Genomic DNA, 22560 nt, shown 5'->3' with positions numbered 1-22560 from the left:
GCCTTCGATCCCAGTACTGGGGCGGATGTGCGGCCTTCCGCGAGCTCCTGGCGGCACCCTTTCCGGGGTGGCCCCGGACGCCCCTCCGAGCGCTCCCGCCGACCGGTCGCTCGACGTCGAGACAGTCCCTCTCGACGTCGAGGGAGTCCACCGCGCGGCGACTGCCGAGCGGGGCTCGCCTCCGTCGGACGCGCCGCCGCCGGCCTCTCGACGCCGAGCGATCAGGCGGGCGACGGAGCGCTGAGACTTCCTCTCACGGGCCTTCAGCGGATTCCCAGGCGCACATCCGCGAGATCGGCTCTGGGAATCCGTTCACCGCGCGACGCATCGACGGATTCGCCCGGTGAAGAGAATCCCGGGGCCGATGCCGAGGCGCCGTCGGCGGGCGCCCCGCAGTCAGCCGGCGTCGACGCGCGAGCGGGAGCCGGAGAACCAGGCGGGCGCCTGGAAGCCGTACTTCAGCACGGGCAGGTCGCGGGTGAGGCGCCAGTAGCCCAGTGCCGCCGCGACGCCGATCCCGCAGACCAGGAGCGGCACGACCGGCCCGATGACGTCGAGCCAGCGCTCTCCGTCGAAGAGCAGCAGGGCGCTCGTGGCAAGCGAGACGAAGAGGACGTGCACCACGTACACCGGGAGCGTGTTGCGGCCGATGAAGGTGATCCAGCCCGCGCCGCGCCGGTTCGAGAGGAAGCGGGCGACCACGAGCCCGGCGAGGACCGCCAGCACGCTCACCAGGACCAGCCCGATCGTCAGCAGCGGGAAGCGGGCGCGGACGGCGAGGATCACGCCGGCGAGCACGAGGAACAGCACGCCGAAGCCGACTCCGCTGAGGATCCCGCGGCGCTCCACGAACGCGATCACCGCGTTCCGCAGGTAGAGGCCGAGCAGGAAGAACATCAGGTAGCGGGCCATGCCGTCCCAGGCGATGTTCCCGGTGCCCTCGGAGGTGCTGGAGCGGACGGCGTACCAGACCACGGCGATCGCGGTCGCGATGCCGATCTGCACCCGCCAGTCGATCCGGCCCTGCGCGAGCTTGGCGGCCACGAAGAAGATCGTGAGCGCGTAGAGGAACCAGAGCCCGTTGTGCGGCATCACCGGCTGGAGGAGCAGCGCGAGCGGGTCGGACTCGTCGGTGCCGCCCGGGTTGGGCACCACCAGGAAGAAGAGGAACCGCACCACGGACCAGAGCAGGAAGGCCCAGACCAGCAGGCTCAGCCGCGAACGCCAGAGCTCCGGCCACGACCGGGTGAGCACGGAGCCGGCGAACAGCCCCGAGGCGAGGAAGAACAGCGGCATCCGGAAGGTGATGAGGAGGAGGTTGATCTCGTTCCACGAGTCGGGGGCGATCCCGGCCGTCGTGGTCCACTGCACGGAGTGGGCCAGGGCGACCAGGATGATCGCGATGCCCTTCGCCGTGTCCACCCAGGTGATGCGTGCGCGTGCCATGAGTCCTCATCGTGATCGTCCATCGGAAGTCGGCCGGCGGCGACGATGACGATGGCGATGTGCAAGTGTTGCACGGCTGTGCATCCTCTGTGATGTTCTGCGCGGATCCGATCACGGCGATCCGGTGACGGAGAGACGGCCACCGGGTGCGCGGGTCCTCGGACGGCCTCCTCGTGGAGGACGCGCCCCCGCCGATGCCCGAGGATCGAGCCATGACTCGAGCGACGCCCTCCGGCTCCGCCCCCGGCCCCCGCCGCATCCGCCTCCGCCTCCTGGTCGCGCTGCTGGTGCTCGCGCTGGTCCTCGCCGGCGCGGGCATCGCCCTCTCGCTCGCCTCGCGGAGCGGAGGCGCGGGCGCTCCGGCCGCGAGCTCCCCCGACCCCGGCCCGACCTCCTCCGTCGACATGGCCGAGCGCGTCGCCGGTCTCGAGAAGCGCTTCGCCGCCGGGTTCCCGCAGCACAGCATCGTCCTCACGGGCAGCTCCACGATCGGCCGCTGGACGACCTCCAAGGAGGACCTGCGTCCGCTCGAGACCTACAACATCGGGATCGGCGGCACGACCGTCGCCGATCACCTCGCGTGGCTGGACCGCATGGTCGCCCCCTTCGATCCCCGCGCCGTGATCGTGTACGTGGGAGCGAACGACATCAGCGGCGAGGAGGGCTCGCGCACCGGCGCCCAGACCGCCGGCGCCGTCGTCGAGTACCTCCAGCGCGTGGAGGAGGTCGCCCCCGACGCCGAGCTGTTCTACGTCGAGATCGCGGAGACGCCCGCCCGCGCCTCCGTCGGCGCCGAGGTCCGCGCCGCCAACACCGCGGTCAGCGCCTACGCCGAGACGGACGACCGCGTCACCTTCGTCCCCACCGCCGACGCGCTCGTCACCTCCGACGGCTCTGTCGACCCCTCCCTCTTCGTCGACGACGGCCTGCACTTCGACGAGGCCGGCTACGCCCGGTTCTCGGAGGCGGTCCGCGCGGTGGTCCTGCCCGCTCTGGAGTGAACCGGCGGGCCGACGCACTGCAGCCCCGCTCGACGTGAGCGGCCCGGGGACACCGCGCCCGGAGCCCCCAGTGTTGACCCTGAAGGGGGACACGGCCCCTCCGCCGCGCGCGCCTATCCTGGCCCCGCGTCATCGCCGACAGCGCCCTCTGCACCGCCGCAGACCGCCGCTCGCTCAGCAGCGCCGACCGTCTCGGAGTCACCGATGCCCCGCTCGAGGATCCGCCCCCGTGGTCTCGCCCTGCTCACCGTCCTGGCGATCACGGCCGCCGCGCTCGTCGCCGGGCCCGCGGGTCCGGCGTCCGCCGCTCCCGTCGTGCCCGCCGGCTTCACCGACTCGCGGGTGGCGGCCGTCCCCGCGCCGACCGCCCTCGCCTTCACGACCGACGGGCGCACCCTCGTCTCCTCGCAGACCGGCGCGATCCGGGTGATCCGCGCCGGCGGCCTGGTCGCCACCCCGGCCCTCGACCTGCGCTCGAAGGTCTGCGCCAACGGCGAGCGCGGCGTGCTCGGCCTCGCGGTCGACCCGGCACCGGGCTCGCGCACCGTCGTCGTCTACTACACCGCGAAGGGCTCCGACTCCTCCTGCCCGACCAACGCCGGCGGCACGGTGAACCCCGCGGGAGCCCCGCGCAACCGCGTCTCCTCGTTCCAGCTCGGCACCGACGACCGCATCGACCCGGCCTCCGAGCGCGTCCTCCTCGACGGCATCTACTCCCCCGCGAGCAACCACAACGGCGGCGACCTCGCCATCGGCAAGGACGGCCTGCTCTACGTCAGCGTCGGCGACGGCGGCTGCGACTACCGCGGCGGAGTCGGCTCGCCGGGCGGCAGCGGCTGCGGCGGCCGGAACGACGCCGCCCGCGACCCGAACATCCTGAACGGCAAGATCCTCCGGATCACCCTCACCGGGGGCGTCCCGGCCGGCAACCCCTACCTGGGCACCGGGACCGCCTCCTGCCGGCTCGCCCCGGCCGCCGCGGGCGTGCGCTGCCGCGAGACGTTCGCGAGCGGCCTGCGCAATCCGTTCCGGATGGCCTTCGACCCGAACGCGACCGGCACCGTCTTCCGCATCAACGACGTGGGCCAGGACGCCTGGGAGGAGATCGACCAGGGCGTCGCCGGCGCCGACTACGGCTGGAACACCCGTGAGGGCCACTGCGCGAAGACCGGCTCGGCCTCGAACTGCGGAGCCGCGGCGCCCGCCGGGCTCACCGACCCGGTCCACGACTACGCGCACAGCAGCGGCTGCGCCTCGATCACGGGCGGCGCCTACGTCCCCCGCGGCGTCTGGCCGGCCGCCTACGACGGCGCGTACCTCTTCGGCGACTACGTGTGCGGGAAGATCCGGACCCTCGGCCGCACCGGCGCGGCCGGCGACCTCGTGACCGGCCTCGGCGGCAGCAGCGCCGTCGCCATGGCCTTCGGTCCCTCGCGCGGGACCCAGGACCTCTTCTACACCAGCTACGCGAACGGCGGCGAGGTCCGGCGCCTCGCCTACACCGCCGCGGCGAACCGCGCTCCGACCGCGGCCCTCACCGCCGCCCCCTCCTCCGGCGCGGCTCCTCTCGCCGCGCGGCTGAACGGCTCGGGCAGCAGCGACCCGGAGGGCGGTGCCCTGACCTACCTGTGGTCGTTCGGCGACGGCACCCCCGACCGCATCACGACCGGCCCGACCTTCACCCACAGCTACGCCGCCGGCAGCTGGACCGCGTCCCTCCGCGTCCGCGATCCGAAGGGAGCCGTCTCCGCCCCCGCGACGACGAGGATCACCTCGGGCGACAGTGCCCCGACGGTGAGCATCACCGCACCCGCCGACGGAGGGATGTTCGTCACGGGCCGGAGCTACGGCCTCCGCGCCACGGCGACCGACGCCGAGGACGGCGTCCTGCCCGCCTCGGCGCTCACCTGGACCGTCCAGCGCCGCCACGCTCAGCACACGCATCCCTTCCTCGGGCCGCTGACGGGGAACGACCTCTCCTTCGTCGCCCCCGGCCCGGAGGACCTCGCCGCCGCCGCGGACAGCGACCTCCTGATCAGCGTCACCGCGACTGACTCGAGCGGAGTGTCGACGACGGCGACGCGGACGTTCTCCCCGCAGAAGGTCTTCGTCACCCTGGCCACCGCTCCCGCAGGCCGGACGGTCGTCGTCAACGGCACCGAGGTCGCCGGAGGCACGACCGTCGTCTCGTGGGCGGGCTCGGCCCTCCAGCTGGAGGTCCCGGACCAGACCGACGCGTCGGGCACGGCCTACCGGTTCTCGTCCTGGTCGGACGGCGGCGCCGCCTCGCACAGCGTCGTCACTCCCGGGAGCAGCACCACGCTGACGGCGACCCTCGTCGCCGCCGGGCTCCCCGGCGCGCCGACCGCGGTCACCGCCACGGCGGGCTCGGACGGCACGGCGACGCTCGCGTGGTCGCCCCCCGCGGGGACCGGTGGCTCGGCGGTCACCGGCTACCGGGTGTCGCGCGACGGGTCCGACACGAGCGGAGCCGGAGCCTGGAGCGCCGTGGTCGCCGCGATCAAGCGCTCGCAGACCTTCACGAAGCTGGTCCCGGGCCGCAGCTACACCCTCTCGGTGCAGGCGGTCACGGCGAACGGCACCGGCCCGGCGGCCTCCGCGCTCGTCGCCGTCCCCTGACCGCTCGGCGTCCACCGGCCTCCCGGGCGCAGCCCTGCCGCCGCCCAGCCGTGCGCCCCTACGATCGAGCCATGCCGAGCATCCGGAGCCGCCGTCGGCCCCAGCCCTTGATCGAGTCCGCGGCGGGCGGGGGCGCCCGGTGAACGACACCCTCACCGGGATCCTGGACTTCGTCGTCAGCGTCCCCCCGGTCTGGCGGACGCTCCTCGCCGGACTCGCGATCTTCTTCGAGACCACGATCCTGGCGGGCCTCGTCGTCCCCGGCGACACGATCGTGATCGTCAGCGCGACCGGCGTGACCAGCCCGCTGCAGTTCGCGGCGCTGGCCGTCACGGTCGTCATCGGCGCCCTCTGCGGCGAGTCCGTCGGCTTCTACCTCGGCCGCTGGTTCGGGCCGCGGATCCGCGCGTCGCGCCTGGGACGCCGGCTCGGCGAGAAGAACTGGCTGAAGGCCGAGCGCTACCTCGCGCGGCGCGGCGGGTTCGCCGTGTTCCTCTCGCGATTCCTGCCGGTGCTGCACTCGCTGATCCCGCTGACGGTGGGGATGAGCGGGATGCGCTACCGGACCTTCATGGCCTGGACGATCCCGGCGTGCGTGCTCTGGTCGTCCGCCTACGTCGGCGTCGGCGCGGCCGCGGCCGGCAGCTACCGGGAGCTCTCGGAGAGCCTGCACGGCGCCGGCTACGTCTTCGTGGGCGTCATCGTCGTCTTCGCCCTGCTCGTGCTCCTCGGGAAGAAGCTCCTGAACAGAGCGGAGGCGCGTCACCTCGACGAGTGACGCGCCTCCGGGCGTGGATCCGGGGAGGATCAGTCGACGAGACCCGCCGACTTCAGCCACTCGCCCGCGATCGCGGACGCGGACTTCTGCTCGTTGACGCTCTCGGAGTTGAGGGCGACGAGGTCGTCCGCCGTGAGCTTCGCGCTGACCGCGTTCAGCACCTCGGCCGCGTCGTCCGTGATCTTGCTCGAGACGATCGGCACGACGTTGTCGGCCACGAACAGTCCGTCCGGGTCCTCGAGAGCGACGAGGTCGTTCTTCTGGATGTTCGGGTCGGCCGTGTAGACGTTCGCCAGCTGGATCTGGTCGCTGGTGAGCGCGTCGACGGTGGTCGATCCGCCGCTGTCCTCGATCGCCTGGAAGGTGGTCGTGATGCCGTACTTCGACTGCAGGGTGTCGGGCCCGTAGGGGCGCGTCTGCAGCTCGGAGTTGCCGCCGACCACGATCGGGTCGGTGACGTTCTTGAGCGACGCGATGTCGGTCAGGTCCCACTTGTCGGCGAAGGCCTGGGTGACGGTGTACGAGTTCTGGTCGCTGGCCTCGGCGGCGTCGAGGGCGCGGAGGCCGTCGGGCAGCGCGTCGCCGAGCGCGGAGTACACGTCGTCGGCGGTGGTGGCCGTCGCGTCGGGCTCGAGCGCCTGCAGGAGGCTGCCGTCGTACTCCGGGAAGACGTCGATGGATCCGCTCTCGATCTCGGGCAGGTAGATCTCGCGCTGGCCGATGCGCAGCTGGCGGTCGACGGTGAAGCCGTCGTTCTCCAGCGCCTGCGCGTAGATCTCGGCGAGGATCTCGTTCGAGTAGTAGTCCTGCGAGCCGACCACGATGGTCTCGCTGCCCGCAGTCGCACCCGATCCCTCATCGAGCGGATCGCTCGAGGAACACCCTGCCAGTGCCACGACGGCACCGACCGCGAGTGCGCTGAGCGCGACACGGCCCTTCGTGAAATGTGCTGTGAACATTGCTATTTCCCTTCTTCGATGGGGATTCCCATCACCGCGCGTCGTCGGGGCGACGAAGCGCGGGAACCTGTGCGGCCGGCGGTGCCGGCCAGGCCGAGCACGACTCCGCGCGGCACGGCGAGCCGCTGGAGGAGGGCGAAGAGGACCTCGCTGAGGAGCGTCAGCACGATCACCAGGATCGAGCCGGCGAGCATCTGCGGGTAGTCCCCCGACTTCACTCCGCGGAAGATGTACTGCCCGAGGCCGCCGGCGCCGATGTAGTCGGCGAGCGTGGCGGTCGCGATGATCTGCAGCGCCGCCGAGCGGAGCCCGCCGATCAGCAGCGGCAGCCCCAGCGGGATCTCGACCTTCGTCAGGATCTGCCACTCGGTCATGCCCATCGAGCGCGCCGCGTCGATCGTGCGGCGGTCGACCGCCTCGAGCCCGGAGTACGCGCCGGCGAGCACCGACGGGATCGCGAGCACGACGAGGGCGATCCCCGGAGCGCCGAGGCCGAGCCCCAGGCTCATCGCCGCGAGGACGAGCACGCCCAGCGTCGGCAGGGCGCGCAGGCCGCCTGCGACCGGCACGGCGATGCCCTTGCCGCGCCCGGTGTGCCCGATCAGGTAGCCGATCGGGATCGCGATCGCGGCCGCGATCACGAGCACCAGCAGGCTGATGCCGACGTGCTGGGCGACACGGGTCGGGATCGCGTAGACCCCGGTCCAGTGCGCGGGGTCGGCGATCCAGGCGAAGGCCTCGGCGATGAGGTTCACGACGTCACCGCCCTCTCGACCGCGACCGGTCTGCGCGAGCGGCGCGTGCGGTCCAGAGCCGTCCAGGGCATGAGGAGACGGCCGATCAGCACCAGCAGTCCGTCGAGCACCAGCGCGAGGACGATCGTGAGGACGATGCCCGTGACGATCTCACCGGTGATGCCGCGCTGGAAGCCGTCGGTGAAGAGCAGGCCGAGGCTCTGGATCCCGAGCACCGCGCCGACCGTCACCAGGCTGACCGTGCTGACCGTGACCACGCGCAGGCCCGAGAGCAGGACCGGACCGGCCAGCGGGAACTCGACCCGCCAGAAGCGCGCCCAGCCGGAGTAGCCCATCGCGGTCGCCGACTGGCGGACGTCGTCCGACACCGCGCCCAGTGCGTCCGAGGTGGTGCGGACCATCAGCGCGACGCCGTAGAGGGTGAGGCCCGTGATCACGTTGGCGGTCGAGCGGAGCGGGATGCCCAGCAGCACCGGCAGCAGGATGAACATGGCCAGCGAGGGGATGGCGTAGAGCACGCCGAGCCCTGTCAGCAGGGTGCCGCGGCTCCAGCGGTAGCGGTTCGCGAACCAGCCGAACGGCAGCGAGACGAGGAAGCTGAGCAGGATCGGCGGGACCGACAGGGCCAGGTGCGCCAGCAGGTTCGCGACGATCGCGTCCGTGTTGTTGACGACCCAGTTCACGCGGCGGGGCCGTCCTGCGCGCGCAGCACTCCGGTCGGGCGCCCGTCGCCGTCGACCACGATGCGGGCGCCGTCGCGCTCCTCGATCCGGAGCGAGCGCTTGCCGCGGTCGGCGCCGACGAAGCCGGCGACGAACTCGCTCGCGGGGTTCGCCAGGATCTCGGCGGGCGAGCCCTTCTGCGCGATCCGGCCGCCCTTCTCGAGGATGACGACCTGGTCGCCGAGGAGGAACGCCTCGTCGATGTCGTGGGTGACGAAGACCACGGTCTTGTCGAGCTCGTCCTGGAGTCGCAGGGTCTCGCGCTGCAGGTCGGCGCGCACGAGAGGGTCGACCGCGCCGAACGGCTCGTCCATCAGCAGGATGTTCGGGTCGACCGCCAGGCCGCGCGCCACACCGACGCGCTGCTGCTGGCCGCCGGAGAGCTGGCTGGGGTACCGGGCGGCGAGCGCACGGTCCAGTCCGACCGTGTCCATCAGCTCGAGCGCGCGGGCGTGCGCCTGCTTCTTGGCGACCCCGTTCAGCCGCGGCACGGTCGCGATGTTGTCGATGACCTTGCGGTGCGGCAGGAGGCCGGAGTTCTGCATCACGTAGCCGATGCGGCGGCGGAGCGCGACGGCGGGCAGGGACGAGATGTCCTCGCCGTCGATCTCGATGGTGCCGGAGGTCGGCTCGATCATCCGGTTGATCATGCGGAGGATCGTGGTCTTCCCGCAGCCCGAGGAGCCGACGAAGACGGTCGTCTGCCGGGAGGGCAGCACGAGCGAGAAGTCGTCGACCGCCCGCGTGCCGTCCGGGTACTGCTTGCTGACGTTGCGGAACTCGATCACGAGGCCGCCCGCCGTCCGGCGGTGTGCGCGCCGATCTGTCCCTGGTCCACGACTGTGCCCGCTCTCGCTCCGCGCGTCCGGCCGTTGCACGGCCCGCGGCCCCGAACGGGGCCAGGCGGCAAGGAAAACACCATTAGCAGCCGCCTGCAAACCCGGACCGCGAAGTGTTGCGGGATGTTCCGGGAGCGACTAGGGCCTTGACAGTCCTAGCCGGTCAGGACTCCTCGACGGCTCCGTAGTGCGAGGTCATGTAGTGGCGCAGCAGCGAGCGGCTCTCGTCGATGAAGCGCTGGTCGCCGTTGGGGTCGATGAGGAACGCGCGCGTGAGCAGCGCGTCCGCGACCTCGATGGTCACCTCGAGGCGGAAGGACAGCTGCGCGCCGCCCGGGAGGCCGTACTCGGACGCGAGGATCTCGGCGAAGCGGCGGGCGAAGAAGCCGGCCTCGAACGCCTCGCCCGCGACCTCGGGGGCGTGGATCGTGTCGACGAAGCGGATGGAGCGGAAGCCCGGCTCGTTGCGGTGCATCTCGCAGAAGGCGTCGATGGCGCAGTCGACCGCGCCCCACCAGTTGCCCGGGTGGGTGTCGCGGATCTCGGTGATGACGCGGCGGCGGAAGCGCTCGAGGGCCCGCTCGCGCAGCGCCTGGAGGACGGCGATGCGGTCCGGGAAGTAGCGGTAGACCGTGCCGATCGCGGCTCCCGCGCGCTCGGCGACCATCGCCGTGGTCAGGCGGTCGAAGCCGACCTCGTCGACGACGGCGGCCGCCGCGTCGAGCAGCGAGGCGAGACGGGCGGCGCTGCGCACCTGCACCGGCTCGTTGCGGACCTGGGACGATTCACCGAACGGTCGATCGACGAGGTTTCCAAGAGGCACGGCGGGCTCCTTCGGTCGTGGTTCCTACAATCGTACGCACGGCGACCGCCGGTCGGGGTCGTCTCATCGAAAGTCCCTCGTGTTTCGCGCCCCCGGAAGGGCGACGGCTCCGCGGGTCCGATCCACCCGGGAGAAACCATGTGCGGACGCTTCGTCCTCTCGCAGACCACCGCCGACCTGGTGGCGCTCTTCGACATCGACGAGCCGGGCGCCGACCTGCCGGAGCCGTCCTGGAACATCGCGCCGACCCAGCGGATCGCCGTCGTCGCGGAGTCGATGAAGGGGGTCGAGGAGGGCAGCCCGCCGCGGCGTCGGCTCGCCGGAGCCCGCTGGGGCCTGGTGCCCCGCTCCGCCGCCGACCCGTCCGCGGGGCCGCCGCTGTTCAACGCGCGGATCGAGTCCGTCGCCGAGAAGCCCTCGTTCCGCGAGTCCTACGCCTCCCGGCGCGCGATCGTGCCCGCCTCGGGCTGGTACGAGTGGCGGGTCGGCGCGGACGGGGCGAAGGCACCCGTCTACGTCTCGCCGGGCGAGGGCTCGCTCCTCCTGTTCGCCGGTCTCTACGAGTGGTGGCGCTCGGCCCAGCCGGGCTCTCCGTGGCTGCTCTCGGCGACGGTCCTCACCCGCCCCTCCGCCGGGCCGCTCGCCGAGGTGCACGAGCGGATGCCCGTGCTGCTGCAGCCGGAGCTGATCGAGGACTGGCTGGACCCGGCGTCCCCCGGGGACGGCGAGCTGCTGCGCGCGGCCGCCGAGGGCGCGGCCGAGCTGTCCGAGGAGCTCGAGGTGCACGGCGTCGGTGCAGCCGTGGGCTCCGTCTCGGCGAACGGCCCCGAGCTGATCGAGCCCACCGGAGCCTGACGATCGCGTGAGAGCGCGATCCGCGGTCCGGCATCCGGTCTGACAGACTGGGCGGATGCCGCTGACGCCCGAGAGCAAGCCCCTGAGCGCAGGCAAGGCGGAGGTCATGCACCGCGCCGCCCGCCTCGAGGACCGACTCCACTCCTTCCGGATGAGGCGCGTGAAGCGCAAGGGCTACGTCCCGAGGGTCATCCCCTACACCGGCTACGGCTCGACGACGCAGCTGCGCGTCCTGGCCCGCGTCCTCTACACGCGGCCGACCCCTCCCGGGGTCGAGGAGGTCCGCCCCGTCGAGGGCGTGCGCGGCTGGCGGAGCTTCACCAGCGTCTTCGTGAGCGGGGCCGTCGTGACCGTCGAAGCAGACGGGCAGACCCACCAAGTGACGGCCGACCGCGGCGGAGTCGTCGACGCGGACCTCCCGATCACGCTCGAGCCCGGCTGGCACACCATCACCTTCTCGACCGCGGGCTCGAAGCCCGTCGAGGCGCCCGTCTTCATCGTGCGTCCGGAGTCGCGGCTCGGAGTCGTGTCGGACGTGGACGACACGGTGATGGTCACCGCGCTCCCCCGCCCCTTTGTCGCCGCCTGGAACACCTTCGTGCTCGACGAGCACGCCCGGATGCCCACGCCCGGCATGGCGGTCTTCCTCGACCGCTTCGCCCGGCAGTACGAGGGCTCCCCGGTCATCTACCTCTCCACCGGCGCGTGGAACGTCGCCCCGGCGCTCACCCGCTTCCTGTCGCGGCACCTGTACCCGGCCGGAGCGCTCCTCCTTACCGACTGGGGCCCGACGCACGACCGCTGGTTCCGCAGCGGCAAGCAGCACAAGGAGATGAACCTCCGCCGACTCGCGGCCGAGTTCCCGGACGTGCGCTGGCTGCTGGTCGGCGACGACGGGCAGCACGACGAGGAGATCTACTCCGACTTCGCGGACGAGCACCCCGACAAGGTCGCGGCGATCGCGATCCGCCAGCTCTCCACCGGCGAGGCGGTGCTCGCGGGAGGCCGCTCCAAGGCCGAGGACCGCTCCCTGACCAGCGGCACGACCTGGGTCTTCGCGCCCGACGGCGCGGGCATCTCCGAGCAGCTGACGGAGCTCGGCATCCTCTGATCCCGGACCGGCTCCGGGAACGACGGAGCCGTCCGCTCCCCGGGGGGAGGGACGGCTCCGGTCGATCGGCTCGGACTACGCCTGGTGGGCGGCCTGCAGGTCGAGGGTGATGGTGACCTTCTCGCCGATGAGCACGCCACCGGTCTCGAGGGCCGCGTTGTAGGTCAGACCGAAGTCGGTGCGGTCGATGGTGGCCTTGGCGGTGAGGCCGGCCTTGTAGTTGCCGTAGGGGTCGGTGCCGAAGCCGCCGAACTCCACCTCGAAGGTGACGGGCTTGGTGGTGCCCTTGATGGTGAGCTCGCCGTCGACGAGGAAGTCGTCGCCGTTCGGGCGGACGGCGGTCGAGACGAAGTGGATCTCCGGGTACTTCTCGGCCTCGAAGAAGTCGCCGGTGCGGAGGTGGCCGTCGCGGTTGGGCTCGTTGGTGTTGACGGAGGCGACCTCGGCGGTGGCCTCGACCTTGGAGTCGAGCGGGTTCTCGCCGGTGGTGAACGTGGCGGTGAAGCGCTCGAACTTGCCCTTGACCTTGCTGATCATCAGGTGGCGGACGCTGAACGCGACCTCGCTGTGGGTGGGGTCGATGACCCAGGTGCCGGCCTTGTAGCCGGGGATGGTGACGGTGTCGGTCATGGTTTCTCCTCGAGTGTGACGGTCGTCGCGGGGAGAGCGTCCCCGTCCGATGTATGCAAGCGCATCGACGTCGATCAGTATTCCATGTAGCGACAACTATTTCATCCACGTTCCGTCGAAGGATCGGCGGACACCGCGTGAACACGGAGCGCCGCACCCCGGACGGGGGTCGGAGACGCTCCCCGAGCAGTCGTCAGCGGTCGGCGGGAGCCGGGTTGCGGATGCCGAGGAGGGAGACGACGCCCCCGGCCACCAGGAGGGCGGAGGTCGCGACGGCGGCACGGGAGAAGCCCTCGACGTCGAGCGAGTCGCCGACCACGAGCGAGGTCGCGGCGATGGCGACCAGCCCCGCGATGCGCGAGACGGCGTTGTTCACAGCGGAGCCGACTCCGCTGTGCCCGTCCTCCACCGCGCCGAGGATCGTCGAGGTCAGCGGAGCGACCGTCACCGCGAGGCCGAAGCCGAACAGGAGGATGCCCGGCAGCAGCTGCGTGGCGTAGTCGGCGCCCTCGTCGACGAAGGAGAGCAGGAGGAACCCGGCCGCGGCGATCAGCGGTCCGACGCCCATGAAGAGCCGCGGACCGAACCGCGCCGACAGCGACCCGGAGACCTGCGAGAGCAGGAGCAGCAGGATCGTCGGCGGGAGCGTCGCGAGCCCGGCCAGGGTCGCCGAGAAGCCCAGGGTCTGCTGCAGGAACAGGCCCAGCGCGAAGAAGCCGAAGGAGAGCGCTCCGTAGACGAACGCCGTCGAGACGTTGCCGACGGTGAAGTTCCGCGACGCGAAGAGCGACAGCGGCAGCATCGGATGCGCCGCTCGCCGCTCCCACACGACGAACGCGACGAGGGCGGCGACTCCCCCGATCAGGGCGGTCAGCACGAGCGGATGCTGGATCCCGAGTCGCTCCTGCTCGATCAGCGCGAACACCGGCCCTCCCAGGCCGATCACCCCGAGCACCGCGCCGACGCCGTCGATCGGCACCCGGGTCCCCGAGTCGACCGCGCCGAGCCTGCGCAGCAGGACCAGCGTCACCGCGATCGGCAGCAGGTTGAGCGCGAAGACGTACCGCCACGAGCCCGCGTCCACCAGCAGGCCGCCGAGCACGGGCCCGGCGATCGTCGCCGTGCCGGTCCAGGCCGTCCACGCACCGATGGTCCGAGCCTGCGCGGCGCCGTGGACGGTCGCGATGATGAGGGCGAGCGAGCTGGGCACGAGGATCGCGCCGGCGGCACCCTGGAGCATCCGCGCCACGATGAGGACCTCGGCGGTGGGGGCCAGCGCGCACAGCAGCGAGGTGACGCCGAAGCCGATCAGGCCGATGGTCATGCTGCGGGCCCGGCCGATGCGGTCGGCGAGCGAGCCGGCCACGAGGATCAGCGCGCCGAGCGTGATCAGGTACCCGTCGACCACCCACTGCTGCACCGCGAGCCCGCCGCCGAGCTCGCGGGTGATGGCGGGCAGGGCGACGTTGACGACGGTGCCGTCGAGGAAGGCGACGAAGGAGGCGAGGACGGCCACCACGAGCACCGCGCGGCGGCGCGTCTCGGCGGGGTCGGCGGAGGCGGTCATGCTCGGGCTCTGGTCACCCGCTCACCGTACCGGCGGCCGCCGCTCCCGGAGCCGGGAGGGCGGGCATCAGGGCCCCCGAGCGCGGCCGCACGACTGATCCAGACTCGTCGCCTACTCTCGTAGCCATGTCTGCGCAAGGAACCGCCCGCGGCGGCGTGCTCGCCCGGGTCCTCGGGATCGTCGGAGCCAGCCTCGCCGGGGGCCTGCTGATCACGGTCGGGGTCACTCCCGCCCTCGCCGTCACCGGTCTCGCCGAGAACAACCCGATCGGGCTGTTCGAGACGGTGCCCGAGTACCTCGAGCTCGGCCAGCTGGCCCAGAAGACCGAGATCTACGCCAAGCGCACCGACGGCTCGGACGAGCTGCTCGCCTCCTTCTACGCGCAGAACCGCGAGGAGGTGGCCTTCGACCAGGTCAGCCAGTCCGTGAAGGACGCGGCGGTCTCGACCGAGGACCCGCGCTTCTACGACCACGGCGGCGTCGACCTGCAGGGCACGATCCGCGCGGTGCTCAGCAACATCGTCGGCGGGGACCTCCAGGGCGGATCCTCCATCACTCAGCAGTACGTCAAGAACGTCCTCGTGCAGAAGGCGGAGTCGCTGAGCGCGACCGACGAGGCGGCCTCCGAGGCCGCCTACGAGGAGGCGACCGCGACCACTCCGAGCCGCAAGCTCAAGGAGATGAAGCTCGCCGTCGACCTCGAGAAGAAGTACAGCAAGGACGACATCCTCCTCGGCTACCTCAACATCGCGGGCTTCGGCGGCCAGGTCTACGGCATCCAGGCGGCGGCCGAGTACTACTTCTCGACCACCGCGGCCGACCTGAGCCTGGCGCAGGCCGCGAGCCTGATCGCCACGGTCAACAACCCCAACGGCCTCAGGATCGACCAGCCCGAGAACATCCCGGACAACAAGATCCGCCGCGACTACGTCCTCGACCAGATGCTGCAGGAGGGGAAGATCTCGCAGGCCGACCACGACGCCGCCGTCGCCGAGGAGGTCGTCCCCGCGATCACTCAGACGCCCACGGGCTGCCAGACCGCCGGCAACGCGGCCTTCTTCTGCGACTACATCACCCGCGTCGTCCAGAACGACCCGGCGTTCGGCGACGACGCGGACACCCGCCTCGCGAACTTCCAGCGCGGCGGCTACAAGATCTACACGACGCTCGACCGCGACCTGCAGGACACCGCGGCCAACGCGACGAACAACGCCGTCCCCAAGGTCCCCACCCTCGACACCAACATCGGCAGCGCGACCGTCTCGATGGAGGTCGGCACCGGCCGGATCCTGGCGATGGTGCAGAACAAGGACTACGACGCGGCCGGCGCCGTGAACGGCGCGAACTTCTCCGCCGTCAACTTCAATACCGACACGGCCTACGGCGGCTCCGCCGGGTTCCAGGTCGGATCGACCTACAAGGTGTTCACGCTCGCGCAGTGGCTCGCGAGCGGACGCACCCTGAACGAGACGATCAACGGCCGCGAGCGCACCTTCTCGGGCTTCCCCGCCAGCTGCGCGCCGGGCGGCGAGCTCGACACCTCCTACGAGGTCAACAACGACGACAGCGAGAACGGCAGCTACAGCGTGCTGACCGGCACGATGCAGTCGATCAACACCGTCTACGTCTCGATGGCGCAGCAGCTCGACCTCTGCGCGATCCGCGACCGCGCGGTCGGCTTCGGCGTGAAGGCGGCCGACGGCGGCGAGGTCGACTACAAGCCGTCCGCCGTCCTCGGCTCGGACACGCTCATCTCCCCCCTCTCGATGGTCACCGCCTTCGCCGGCTTCGCCAACAACGGCACCGCCTGCTCCGCGATCGCCATCGACGCGATCACCGACGCGACCGGCGCCGCCGTCCAGCCGCCGACCTCCACCTGCAACCAGGCCCTCAGCCCCGAGCTGACGGCGGTCGCGAACTACGCCCTGCAGCGCGTCGTCACCGGCGGCACGGCCGCCCAGTCCGACCCGGACGACGGCATCGAGCACATCGGCAAGACGGGCACCACCGACAACGCGGAGTCGACCTGGATGGACGGCGCGAGCTCGCGCGTCGCGACCGTGGTCTGGGTGGGCAACATCGACGGCCACACCTCGATGCGCGAGGTCCGCTTCCCGAACTCGGAGCTCGAGAGCCGCCCGTACGCCTCCAACATCCGCCACTACATCTGGAACTCGGTGATGACCCGCGCCGACCAGAAGTACGGCGGAGACGACTTCGAGGAGCCCAGCAGCGCCCTGCTGAACGGCCGCCAGATCGCCGTGCCGACCGTCTCCGGCCGCTCGGTCGACGACGCCACGGAGGCGCTGGAGGACCTCGGCTTCGACGTCGAGGAGGGGGCGACCATCGACTCGTCGCTCCCGGCCGGCGTGGTGGCGGGCACCGACCCGGCCGCGGGCACGACCGTCGCGCGCTACTCCGACATCGCCCTGCTGATCAGCAACGGCTCGCAGGTCCCGGCTCCCGCCACCCAGGCACCGGCTCCGGCTCCGACCGGCACGGGAGTCCCCGCGACCGAGGCTCCCCCGGCGACGCCCACGGCGACCCCGACAGCGACAGCCACGGCGACTCCGACGGCGGAGGTCGAGGAGTGAGCTTCGACGCGGACTTCCTCGGCGTCCCCGCGGGTGCGCCGCGCCTGAGGGTCGAGCGCCCGGTGCGGCTCCTGCCGTACACGCACTTCGAGGTGCTGCTGGATCCGGAGCGGCGCCTGGCCGTCTCGACGGCCGTGAACATCGACGGCGCGCGCCTGGTCGAGCTCGGCCGCGGCGACGACTGGCACCTCGACGACCGCATCCCCGCCTCCGAGCAGACCGGGCCGGAGGTGTACGCCCGCAACGACCTCGACCGGGGCCACCTCGTCCGCCGCCGCGACCCCGTCTGGGGCGACCGGGACGAGGCCGCCGCGGCCAACCGCGACAGCTTCTGCTACACGAACGCCGCGCCCCAGGCGAGCGGCTTCAACCAGTCGCAGGAGCTGTGGCTCGGGCTCGAGACCCTGGTGCTCGAGTACGCGCAGACCTGGCGCACGCGCCTGAGCGTCTTCACCGGGCCCGTGCTCGCGGACGACGACCCGGTCTACCGCGGTACGGGCATCCCCCGCCGCTTCTGGAAGATCGCGGCGTGGAGCCCGGACGGATCGACGCTCGCGACGAGCGCGTACCTGCTCGACCAGAGCGAGCTCGTGGAGCGCGTGCGCGAGGGCCTGGTGCCGCTCGGCGGCTTCAGGACGTTCCAGCTGCCGGTCGCCGCGATCGGCGAGCTGACAGGTCTCGACGTGGACCTCCTCGCCGGGGCCGACGTGCTCGGCTCGGCAGGACTCCGGCCGGAGCCGTGGCGCGAGATCGTCGAGCCGTCCGACGTGGCGAGCGGCCTCCTCCCCCGCTGAGGCTCCGCCGGGGGCAGGATGGGCGGATGAGCACCCCCGTCCTGGTCGAGATCACCTCCGGCGCCGTCCTCCTCCGCGACCCGGAGGGTCCGCTCGTCCGCGTCGACGAGGCGGGCTACCTCCGCGGCGACGGGGTCTTCGAGACCGTCGCGGTCCTCGACGGACGTCCCCGCGCGCTCGGCGAGCACCTCGAGAGGCTGGCCGGATCGGCCCGGGCCGTCGGGCTGACGATCCCGGAGGCGCCCCTCTGGTCCCGAGCGGTCGACCTCGCCGTGGCGGAGCACGATCGGGTCGACGACCTGACGGTCCGCTTCATCGCCGCCCACGGCTCGGGCGACTCCGCCCGGTGCACCGTGCGCGCGGCTCCGACTCCCGACTCGAGCGCTCTCCGGGAGAAGGGCGCGGCCGTCGTCGTGCTGGACCGCGGGTACGCGAGCGGTCCGCTCGCGCCGTGGCTGCTCCCGGGCGTCAAGACCACGTCGGGCGCCGTCACCCGGGCGGCACTGCGCGAGGCGGCGTCCCGGTGCGCCGACGACGTGGTCTGGCGCACGAGCGACGGGCTGCTCCTCGAGGGGGCGACGTCGAGCCTGGTGCTCCTCGGCGACGGGGTGCTCGCGACGCCGCTCTCGGGCAGCGTGCTCGCCGGCACGACGGTCGAGCGGGTCCTCGCGCTGGGCGAGCGCCGCGGGCTCGCGTCGTCGCGCCGCGAGCTTCCGGTCTCGGCGCTCACCGGTGCCGATGCGGCGTGGCTGGTGTCGAGCACCCGGCGGGCGATCCCCGTCCGCTCGGTCGACGGCGCACCGCTCGCGATCGACGCGGGCCTGACGGCGGCGTTCGAGGCGGGGCTGCTCGCCGGCTGATCGCGTCCGCGGCTCGGACTCCCTGCGCGTCAGGCCGCTGCGGCCAGCGCGCGGGAGGTGTGCGGGCCGACGCCGGCCTCCTCCGCGTCTCCGAGATCGGCGAGCGTGTCGACGTCCAGCCTCAGCGTCGACGAGCCTGGCAGCACGACGACGGCGCAGCCCGCGTCGCGGTGCCGGGCCAGAGAGCCCGGGCCGAACGCCGGAGCGACGAGGGCTCCGGCCGCCAGCAGGAGCGCCGTGGTGCCGCTCCCCTCGCGGTCCGGGACGACGGCCGGGAGCGACCGCGTCGCGAGCGCCTCGGAGAGGTCCGACGGCAGCAGGGCGGGCAGGTCCCCGGTCAGCACGATAACCGGGGCGCCCGGCCGGCGGTGGAGGGCGGCCTCGGCTCCCCCGGACACGGCGGCGTCGAGGGTCCCCGGGTCGGGCACCACCACCAGCTGCGGGTGCTCCGCCCGTGCGCGGTCGGCCGCACCGGCGTCGGAGGTGACCAGGAGAAGGCTCGCCACCGGCTCCGCGGCGGCCACGGCGGCGAGCGTGTCCAGGAGGAACGCCTCGGCCAGCGCCGCGCGGCCCGGCACGTCGAGGCGCGTCTTCGAGCCGCCGCGGCCCTTGAACACGACGACCGCGCTCCAGCCGGTCACGCGCGCTCCTCGCGCGAGGCGGCTCCGGCCGCGAAGCCCTCGGCGAAGGCCTCGTCGGCGCCGAGGCGGAACATGTCGTCGGGGCCCGTGCGGGTCAGCGTGCGGGCGCCCGGGCTCTCGACTCCCGTCACCAGGCGGGCGAGCCCGCGGACGACGGCGACGGGGCGACCGCTCGCCTTGCCCTTCACCAGGTCGCCGAGCGCGGCGATCTCGTCCGCCACGGCCGGCATGGTCACTCCGAGCGTGCGCCCCAGGGCGTCGACCCCGCCGCGGAGGTCGTCGATCACGAGGACGCCCGCGGCTCCGATGGCCGCGTCGGTCTGTCCGACGCGCCAGGCGCGGCCCAGGGTGTCGCTGACGAGCACACCCACCTCCACGCCGAGCCGCTCCCGGAGGCCCGCGCAGAGGGCCCGCGCCGAGGCGTCCGGGTCGAGGGGGAGGAGGAGGACCGTCCCCTCCGCGACGTTGCTGGCGTCGACTCCGGCCGCCGCCTGGACGATCCCGAGGCGGTTCTCGACGATGCGGGTGACGCCGGAGCCGTGCGCCCGGGTGGCGACGACGCGGACGGTCTCGGCCGTGATCGCGTCCTCGCGGTCGGTCGCGGCGACGATGCGCCCCTCCGCCTTCGAGACGATCTTGCTCGTGACCACGAGGATGTCACCGTCCGCGGGCCGGTCCTCCTCGGCGGCGGCGGCGACGGCCGCGAGGATCAGCTCGAGCAGGTCGTCACCGGGAGTCACCTCCGGGATGCCGTCGAGGGCCCAGGCCTGCACGCGCGTCTCGCTCACCGGTCCATTCTCCCGGCTGCCGCGGGCGCCCGGGTCCACGGCCCGGGATCGCCCGGGTGGACGATCGGCGGCGCCTCAGCCGGCGGCGAGGTACGCGGCGACCGCGGGCGGCACGTAGGGAGCGACGTCGCCGCCGAGGGAGGAGACCTGCCTCACCAGCGAGCTCGACACGTGGGCGTGCGCGGGATCGGGCAGGAGGAACACCGTCTCGACGTGCGCGAGGTTGCGGTTCACGATCGCCATGGGGGTCTCGTACGCCACGTCGACCTGCGAGCGGATGCCCTTCACCAGGATGCTCGCGCCGACGTCGGTGCAGTAGTCGACGAGCAGGCCCATGCTCCACGAGGCGACGACGATCCGCCCCTCGACCCCCGCCTCCGCGATCGACTGCTCGATGAGCGAGACGCGCTGGGCGATCGGCAGCAGCGCGGTCTTGGCGGGGTTGTGCACCACCACGACGTGCAGCTCGTCGACCAGGCGCGCAGCCCGCTCGATCACGTCGAGATGACCGAGGGTCACGGGGTCGAAGGAGCCGGGGACGACGGCGATGCGGGCCATGCCGACAGAGTAGCGGGCGGGCACCGCCTAGCTCTTGGCGAGGAACTCCCGGTCGCGGTCCTGCACGCGGCGCTCGAGCGCGGCACGGAGCCGGTCGTGCGCGGCGAGCGACGGGTCCTCCGCGAGGAGCCGCTCGGCCAGCGCCCGCGCCTCCACGATCACGTCGGCGTCCTGCACCACCCGCAGCAGGCGGAGCGACGAGCGCCCGCCGGACTGCGAGTCGCCCAGCACGTCGCCCTCGCGGCGCAGCTCGAGGTCGACCTCGGCGAGCGCGAAGCCGTCGAGCGTCGCGGCGACCGCCTCCACCCGCTCGCGCGCGACCGTCCCCGCCTCCGCCGCCGTCACGAACAGGCACACCCCCGCGACGCCGCCGCGCCCGATGCGCCCGCGGAGCTGGTGCAGCTGCGAGACCCCGAACCGCTCCGCGTCGAGCACGACCATCATCGAGGCGTTCGGCACGTCCACGCCGACCTCGATGACCGTCGTCGACACCAGGACGTCGATCTCCCCCGCGGCGAAGGAGCGCATCACGGCGTCCTTCTCCTCCGTCGTCATCCGCCCGTGCAGCGCGGCCGACCGCCGCTTCCCGAGCAGCGGATGCGCGCGCACGCCCTCCAGCGTGGCCGCGACGGTCGTGAGCGGCGCGGCGGCGTCCTCCTCGGGCGGCTGCGCGCCCTCGGCGGGCTCCCCCGGCTCGATCGCCGGGCAGACGAGGTAGACCTGGTGCCCCGAGCGGATCTCCTCCTCGGCGCGCTCCCAGGCCCGCGCGATCCACGCGGGGTGGTCGGCGAGCGGGACCACGTGGCTCGTGATGCCGGGGCGCCCGGCGGGCAGCTCGCGGATGGTCGAGGTGTCGAGATCGCCGAAGACCGTCATGGCGACGGTCCGCGGGATGGGCGTGGCCGTCAGCACCAGCACGTGCGGCGGGGTGGCGCCCTTCCGGCGCAGGGCGTCCCGCTGGTCCACGCCGAAGCGGTGCTGCTCGTCGATCACGACGAGGCCCAGGTCGTAGAAGGACACCGCGTCGCCGAGGAGGGCGTGCGTGCCGACGACGATCTTCGCCGTGCCCGAGACGATCCGGAGGAGGGCCGCGCGGCGCTGCGCCGCCCCCAGCCCGCCGGTGAGGAGGGTCGGCACCAGCTCGGCCGCGAGCTCCGGGCCGAGGGTCCTCGCGATCGAGCGGAGGTGCTGCCCCGCGAGCACCTCGGTGGGAGCGAGCAGCGCCGCCTGCCCGCCGCTCTCGGCCGTGGCGAGCATCGCCCGGAGCGCGACGAGGGTCTTGCCGGAGCCGACCTCGCCCTGCACCAGCCGGGTCATCGGGCTCTCGGCAGCCAGATCGGCGGCGATCTCGTGCCCCACCGCGGTCTGGTCGCCGGTGAGGGCGAAGGGCAGCGCGGCGTCGAAGCGCTCGAGCAGCCCGCCGGGGCCGGGCACGCGGGCGGTCGCGGGGCTGCTGCGCGCCGAGGCCCGGCGCTCGAGCAGGGCGAGCTGCAGGAGGAACGCCTCGTGGAAGCGGAGCGTCTCGCGCGCCTGCGCCTCCTCGCCCTCCCGCTGCGGGCGGTGGATCAGCTCCAGCGCCTCGCCGAGGCCCAGCAGCGAGCGGCCGGCGCGCACCTGCTCGGGCATCGGGTCGGGCACGTCGCGCAGGCCGTCCAGCAGCACGCCGATCGCGGCCTGGAGCTGCCAGCTCGAGATCGCGCTGGTCGCCGGGTAGATCGGGATCGGCCGCTCGGCCCAGTCCTTCGCGAGCTCACCGCCTCCCGTCTCCGTCGCGGCGGCCTCCTCGTCGTCGAACAGGCGGTAGTCGGGATGCGTGAGCTGCGGGGTGTCGCGGAACATCGAGACCGTGCCCGCGAAGATCCCGCGCACGCCGCGGTGGAGCTTCGCCGCGCGCCAGGGCTGTCCGAAGAACGTCAGCGAGAGCGTGCCCGAGCCGTCCGAGATGACGACCTCGAGCAGGGTGCCGCGCCGGTTGCGCATCGGCCGCTCGCGCACCTCGCGCACCTCCGCCACGATCGTCACGCTCTCTCCCACGGGGAGACGCGAGAGCGCCGTCAGCTCGCCCCGCTTCGCGTAGCGGCGCGGGTAGTGGCCCAGGAGCTCGCCGACCGTGCGGTACCCGAAGGCCTTCTCGACCGCGGTCGCCGTGCGCGGCCCGATCAGCGGCGCGAGCGAGGCGTCGAGGGGGTCCGGGATCAC

Annotated in this window: 20 protein-coding genes; 8 read left to right on the top strand and 12 right to left on the bottom strand. The window is 72.7% G+C overall.

Annotated elements, in window-relative coordinates; translation table 11 throughout:
* Positions 1–396: 396 nt before the first annotated feature.
* Positions 397–1446: an acyltransferase family protein gene (locus C5B95_RS01565; RefSeq protein ID WP_104348320.1), complete on the bottom strand. Its 1050-nt coding sequence runs from the start codon at positions 1444–1446 to the stop codon at positions 397–399.
* A 212-nt stretch (positions 1447–1658) separates the two neighbouring features.
* On the opposite strand from C5B95_RS01565, the gene C5B95_RS01560 reads away from it, so the two are divergent.
* The 3 genes from C5B95_RS01560 to C5B95_RS01550 all read left to right on the top strand — a co-directional run bounded on the left by C5B95_RS01560 (position 1659) and on the right by C5B95_RS01550 (position 5865).
* Complete coding sequence (locus C5B95_RS01560) at positions 1659–2447, top strand: GDSL-type esterase/lipase family protein (protein WP_146083679.1); 789 nt, start codon at positions 1659–1661, stop codon at positions 2445–2447.
* Positions 2448–2651: 204 nt separating this feature from the next.
* A complete protein-coding gene (locus tag C5B95_RS01555) occupies positions 2652–5087 on the top strand; it encodes a PQQ-dependent sugar dehydrogenase (RefSeq protein WP_104348318.1) in 2436 nt (811 codons plus the stop codon).
* Between the two features lie 139 nt (positions 5088–5226).
* The gene (locus C5B95_RS01550; protein ID WP_104223112.1) at positions 5227–5865 is read left to right on the top strand and encodes a DedA family protein; all 639 of its coding nucleotides are present in this window, start codon (positions 5227–5229) and stop codon (positions 5863–5865) included.
* 29 nt (positions 5866–5894) lie between these two features.
* On the opposite strand, the gene C5B95_RS01545 is transcribed toward C5B95_RS01550, so the two are convergent.
* From C5B95_RS01545 to C5B95_RS01525, 5 genes are all read right to left on the bottom strand, one after another.
* Positions 5895–6824 (bottom strand): ABC transporter substrate-binding protein, encoded by a 930-nt coding sequence (locus tag C5B95_RS01545; protein WP_104223111.1) that lies wholly within the window; start codon positions 6822–6824, stop codon positions 5895–5897.
* 2 nt (positions 6825–6826) lie between these two features.
* Positions 6827–7579 (bottom strand): ABC transporter permease, encoded by a 753-nt coding sequence (locus tag C5B95_RS01540; RefSeq protein ID WP_104348317.1) that lies wholly within the window; start codon positions 7577–7579, stop codon positions 6827–6829.
* Positions 7576–8262: an ABC transporter permease gene (locus C5B95_RS01535; RefSeq protein ID WP_104223109.1), complete on the bottom strand. Its 687-nt coding sequence runs from the start codon at positions 8260–8262 to the stop codon at positions 7576–7578. The genes C5B95_RS01540 and C5B95_RS01535 overlap by 4 nt, the downstream gene beginning before the upstream one ends.
* Positions 8259–9089 carry an ABC transporter ATP-binding protein gene (locus C5B95_RS01530; protein WP_104225631.1) on the bottom strand — a complete coding sequence of 277 codons (831 nt, stop codon included), beginning with the start codon at positions 9087–9089 and terminating at the stop codon, positions 8259–8261. Before C5B95_RS01530 ends, C5B95_RS01535 begins: the two co-directional genes overlap by 4 nt.
* A gap of 214 nt (positions 9090–9303) precedes the next feature.
* On the bottom strand, positions 9304–9963 hold the full coding sequence (locus C5B95_RS01525) for a TetR/AcrR family transcriptional regulator (RefSeq protein ID WP_104223107.1): 660 nt from the start codon (positions 9961–9963) through the stop codon (positions 9304–9306).
* Positions 9964–10101: 138 nt separating this feature from the next.
* On the opposite strand from C5B95_RS01525, the gene C5B95_RS01520 reads away from it, so the two are divergent.
* Positions 10102–10818, top strand: a complete 717-nt coding sequence (locus tag C5B95_RS01520) for an SOS response-associated peptidase (RefSeq protein ID WP_104225630.1) — start codon at positions 10102–10104, stop codon at positions 10816–10818.
* Positions 10819–10873: 55 nt separating this feature from the next.
* Positions 10874–11929 (top strand): App1 family protein, encoded by a 1056-nt coding sequence (locus C5B95_RS01515; protein WP_258059297.1) that lies wholly within the window; start codon positions 10874–10876, stop codon positions 11927–11929.
* A gap of 75 nt (positions 11930–12004) precedes the next feature.
* On the opposite strand, the gene C5B95_RS01510 is transcribed toward C5B95_RS01515, so the two are convergent.
* Together C5B95_RS01510 and C5B95_RS01505 are read right to left on the bottom strand one after the other, a co-directional pair.
* Positions 12005–12559 carry a YceI family protein gene (locus tag C5B95_RS01510; protein ID WP_104223105.1) on the bottom strand — a complete coding sequence of 185 codons (555 nt, stop codon included), beginning with the start codon at positions 12557–12559 and terminating at the stop codon, positions 12005–12007.
* Positions 12560–12752: 193 nt separating this feature from the next.
* Positions 12753–14126 (bottom strand): DHA2 family efflux MFS transporter permease subunit, encoded by a 1374-nt coding sequence (locus tag C5B95_RS01505; RefSeq protein WP_104225629.1) that lies wholly within the window; start codon positions 14124–14126, stop codon positions 12753–12755.
* A gap of 125 nt (positions 14127–14251) precedes the next feature.
* On the opposite strand from C5B95_RS01505, the gene C5B95_RS01500 reads away from it, so the two are divergent.
* Genes C5B95_RS01500 through C5B95_RS01490 form a run of 3 tightly spaced genes read left to right on the top strand, consistent with a single transcriptional unit; the run spans position 14252 to position 18374 of the window.
* Positions 14252–16720: a transglycosylase domain-containing protein gene (locus C5B95_RS01500; RefSeq protein WP_104225628.1), complete on the top strand. Its 2469-nt coding sequence runs from the start codon at positions 14252–14254 to the stop codon at positions 16718–16720.
* The gene (locus C5B95_RS01495; protein WP_244230625.1) at positions 16717–17514 is read left to right on the top strand and encodes a DNA/RNA non-specific endonuclease; all 798 of its coding nucleotides are present in this window, start codon (positions 16717–16719) and stop codon (positions 17512–17514) included. The genes C5B95_RS01500 and C5B95_RS01495 overlap by 4 nt, the downstream gene beginning before the upstream one ends.
* Positions 17515–17540: 26 nt before the next feature.
* The gene (locus tag C5B95_RS01490; protein WP_104348316.1) at positions 17541–18374 is read left to right on the top strand and encodes an aminotransferase class IV; all 834 of its coding nucleotides are present in this window, start codon (positions 17541–17543) and stop codon (positions 18372–18374) included.
* Positions 18375–18403: 29 nt separating this feature from the next.
* Here the strand turns inward: C5B95_RS01490 and cofC are convergent, their stop codons facing one another.
* From cofC to C5B95_RS01470, 4 genes are all read right to left on the bottom strand, one after another.
* Positions 18404–19015 (bottom strand): 2-phospho-L-lactate guanylyltransferase, encoded by a 612-nt coding sequence (cofC, locus tag C5B95_RS01485; protein WP_104225626.1) that lies wholly within the window; start codon positions 19013–19015, stop codon positions 18404–18406.
* A complete protein-coding gene (locus C5B95_RS01480; RefSeq protein WP_258059731.1) occupies positions 19012–19803 on the bottom strand; it encodes a coenzyme F420-0:L-glutamate ligase in 792 nt (263 codons plus the stop codon). The genes cofC and C5B95_RS01480 overlap by 4 nt, the downstream gene beginning before the upstream one ends.
* Positions 19804–19878: 75 nt before the next feature.
* On the bottom strand, positions 19879–20361 hold the full coding sequence (gene coaD, locus C5B95_RS01475) for a pantetheine-phosphate adenylyltransferase (protein ID WP_104223138.1): 483 nt from the start codon (positions 20359–20361) through the stop codon (positions 19879–19881).
* Positions 20362–20388: 27 nt separating this feature from the next.
* Entirely contained in the window at positions 20389–22560 is a 2172-nt protein-coding gene (locus C5B95_RS01470; RefSeq protein WP_374953798.1) for an ATP-dependent DNA helicase RecG, read from the bottom strand.

The sequence above is a fragment of the Rathayibacter sp. AY1A7 genome (assembly GCF_002930845.1).
GTDB lineage: Bacteria > Actinomycetota > Actinomycetes > Actinomycetales > Microbacteriaceae > Rathayibacter.
This window is presented reverse-complemented; position numbering and strand designations above follow the sequence as displayed.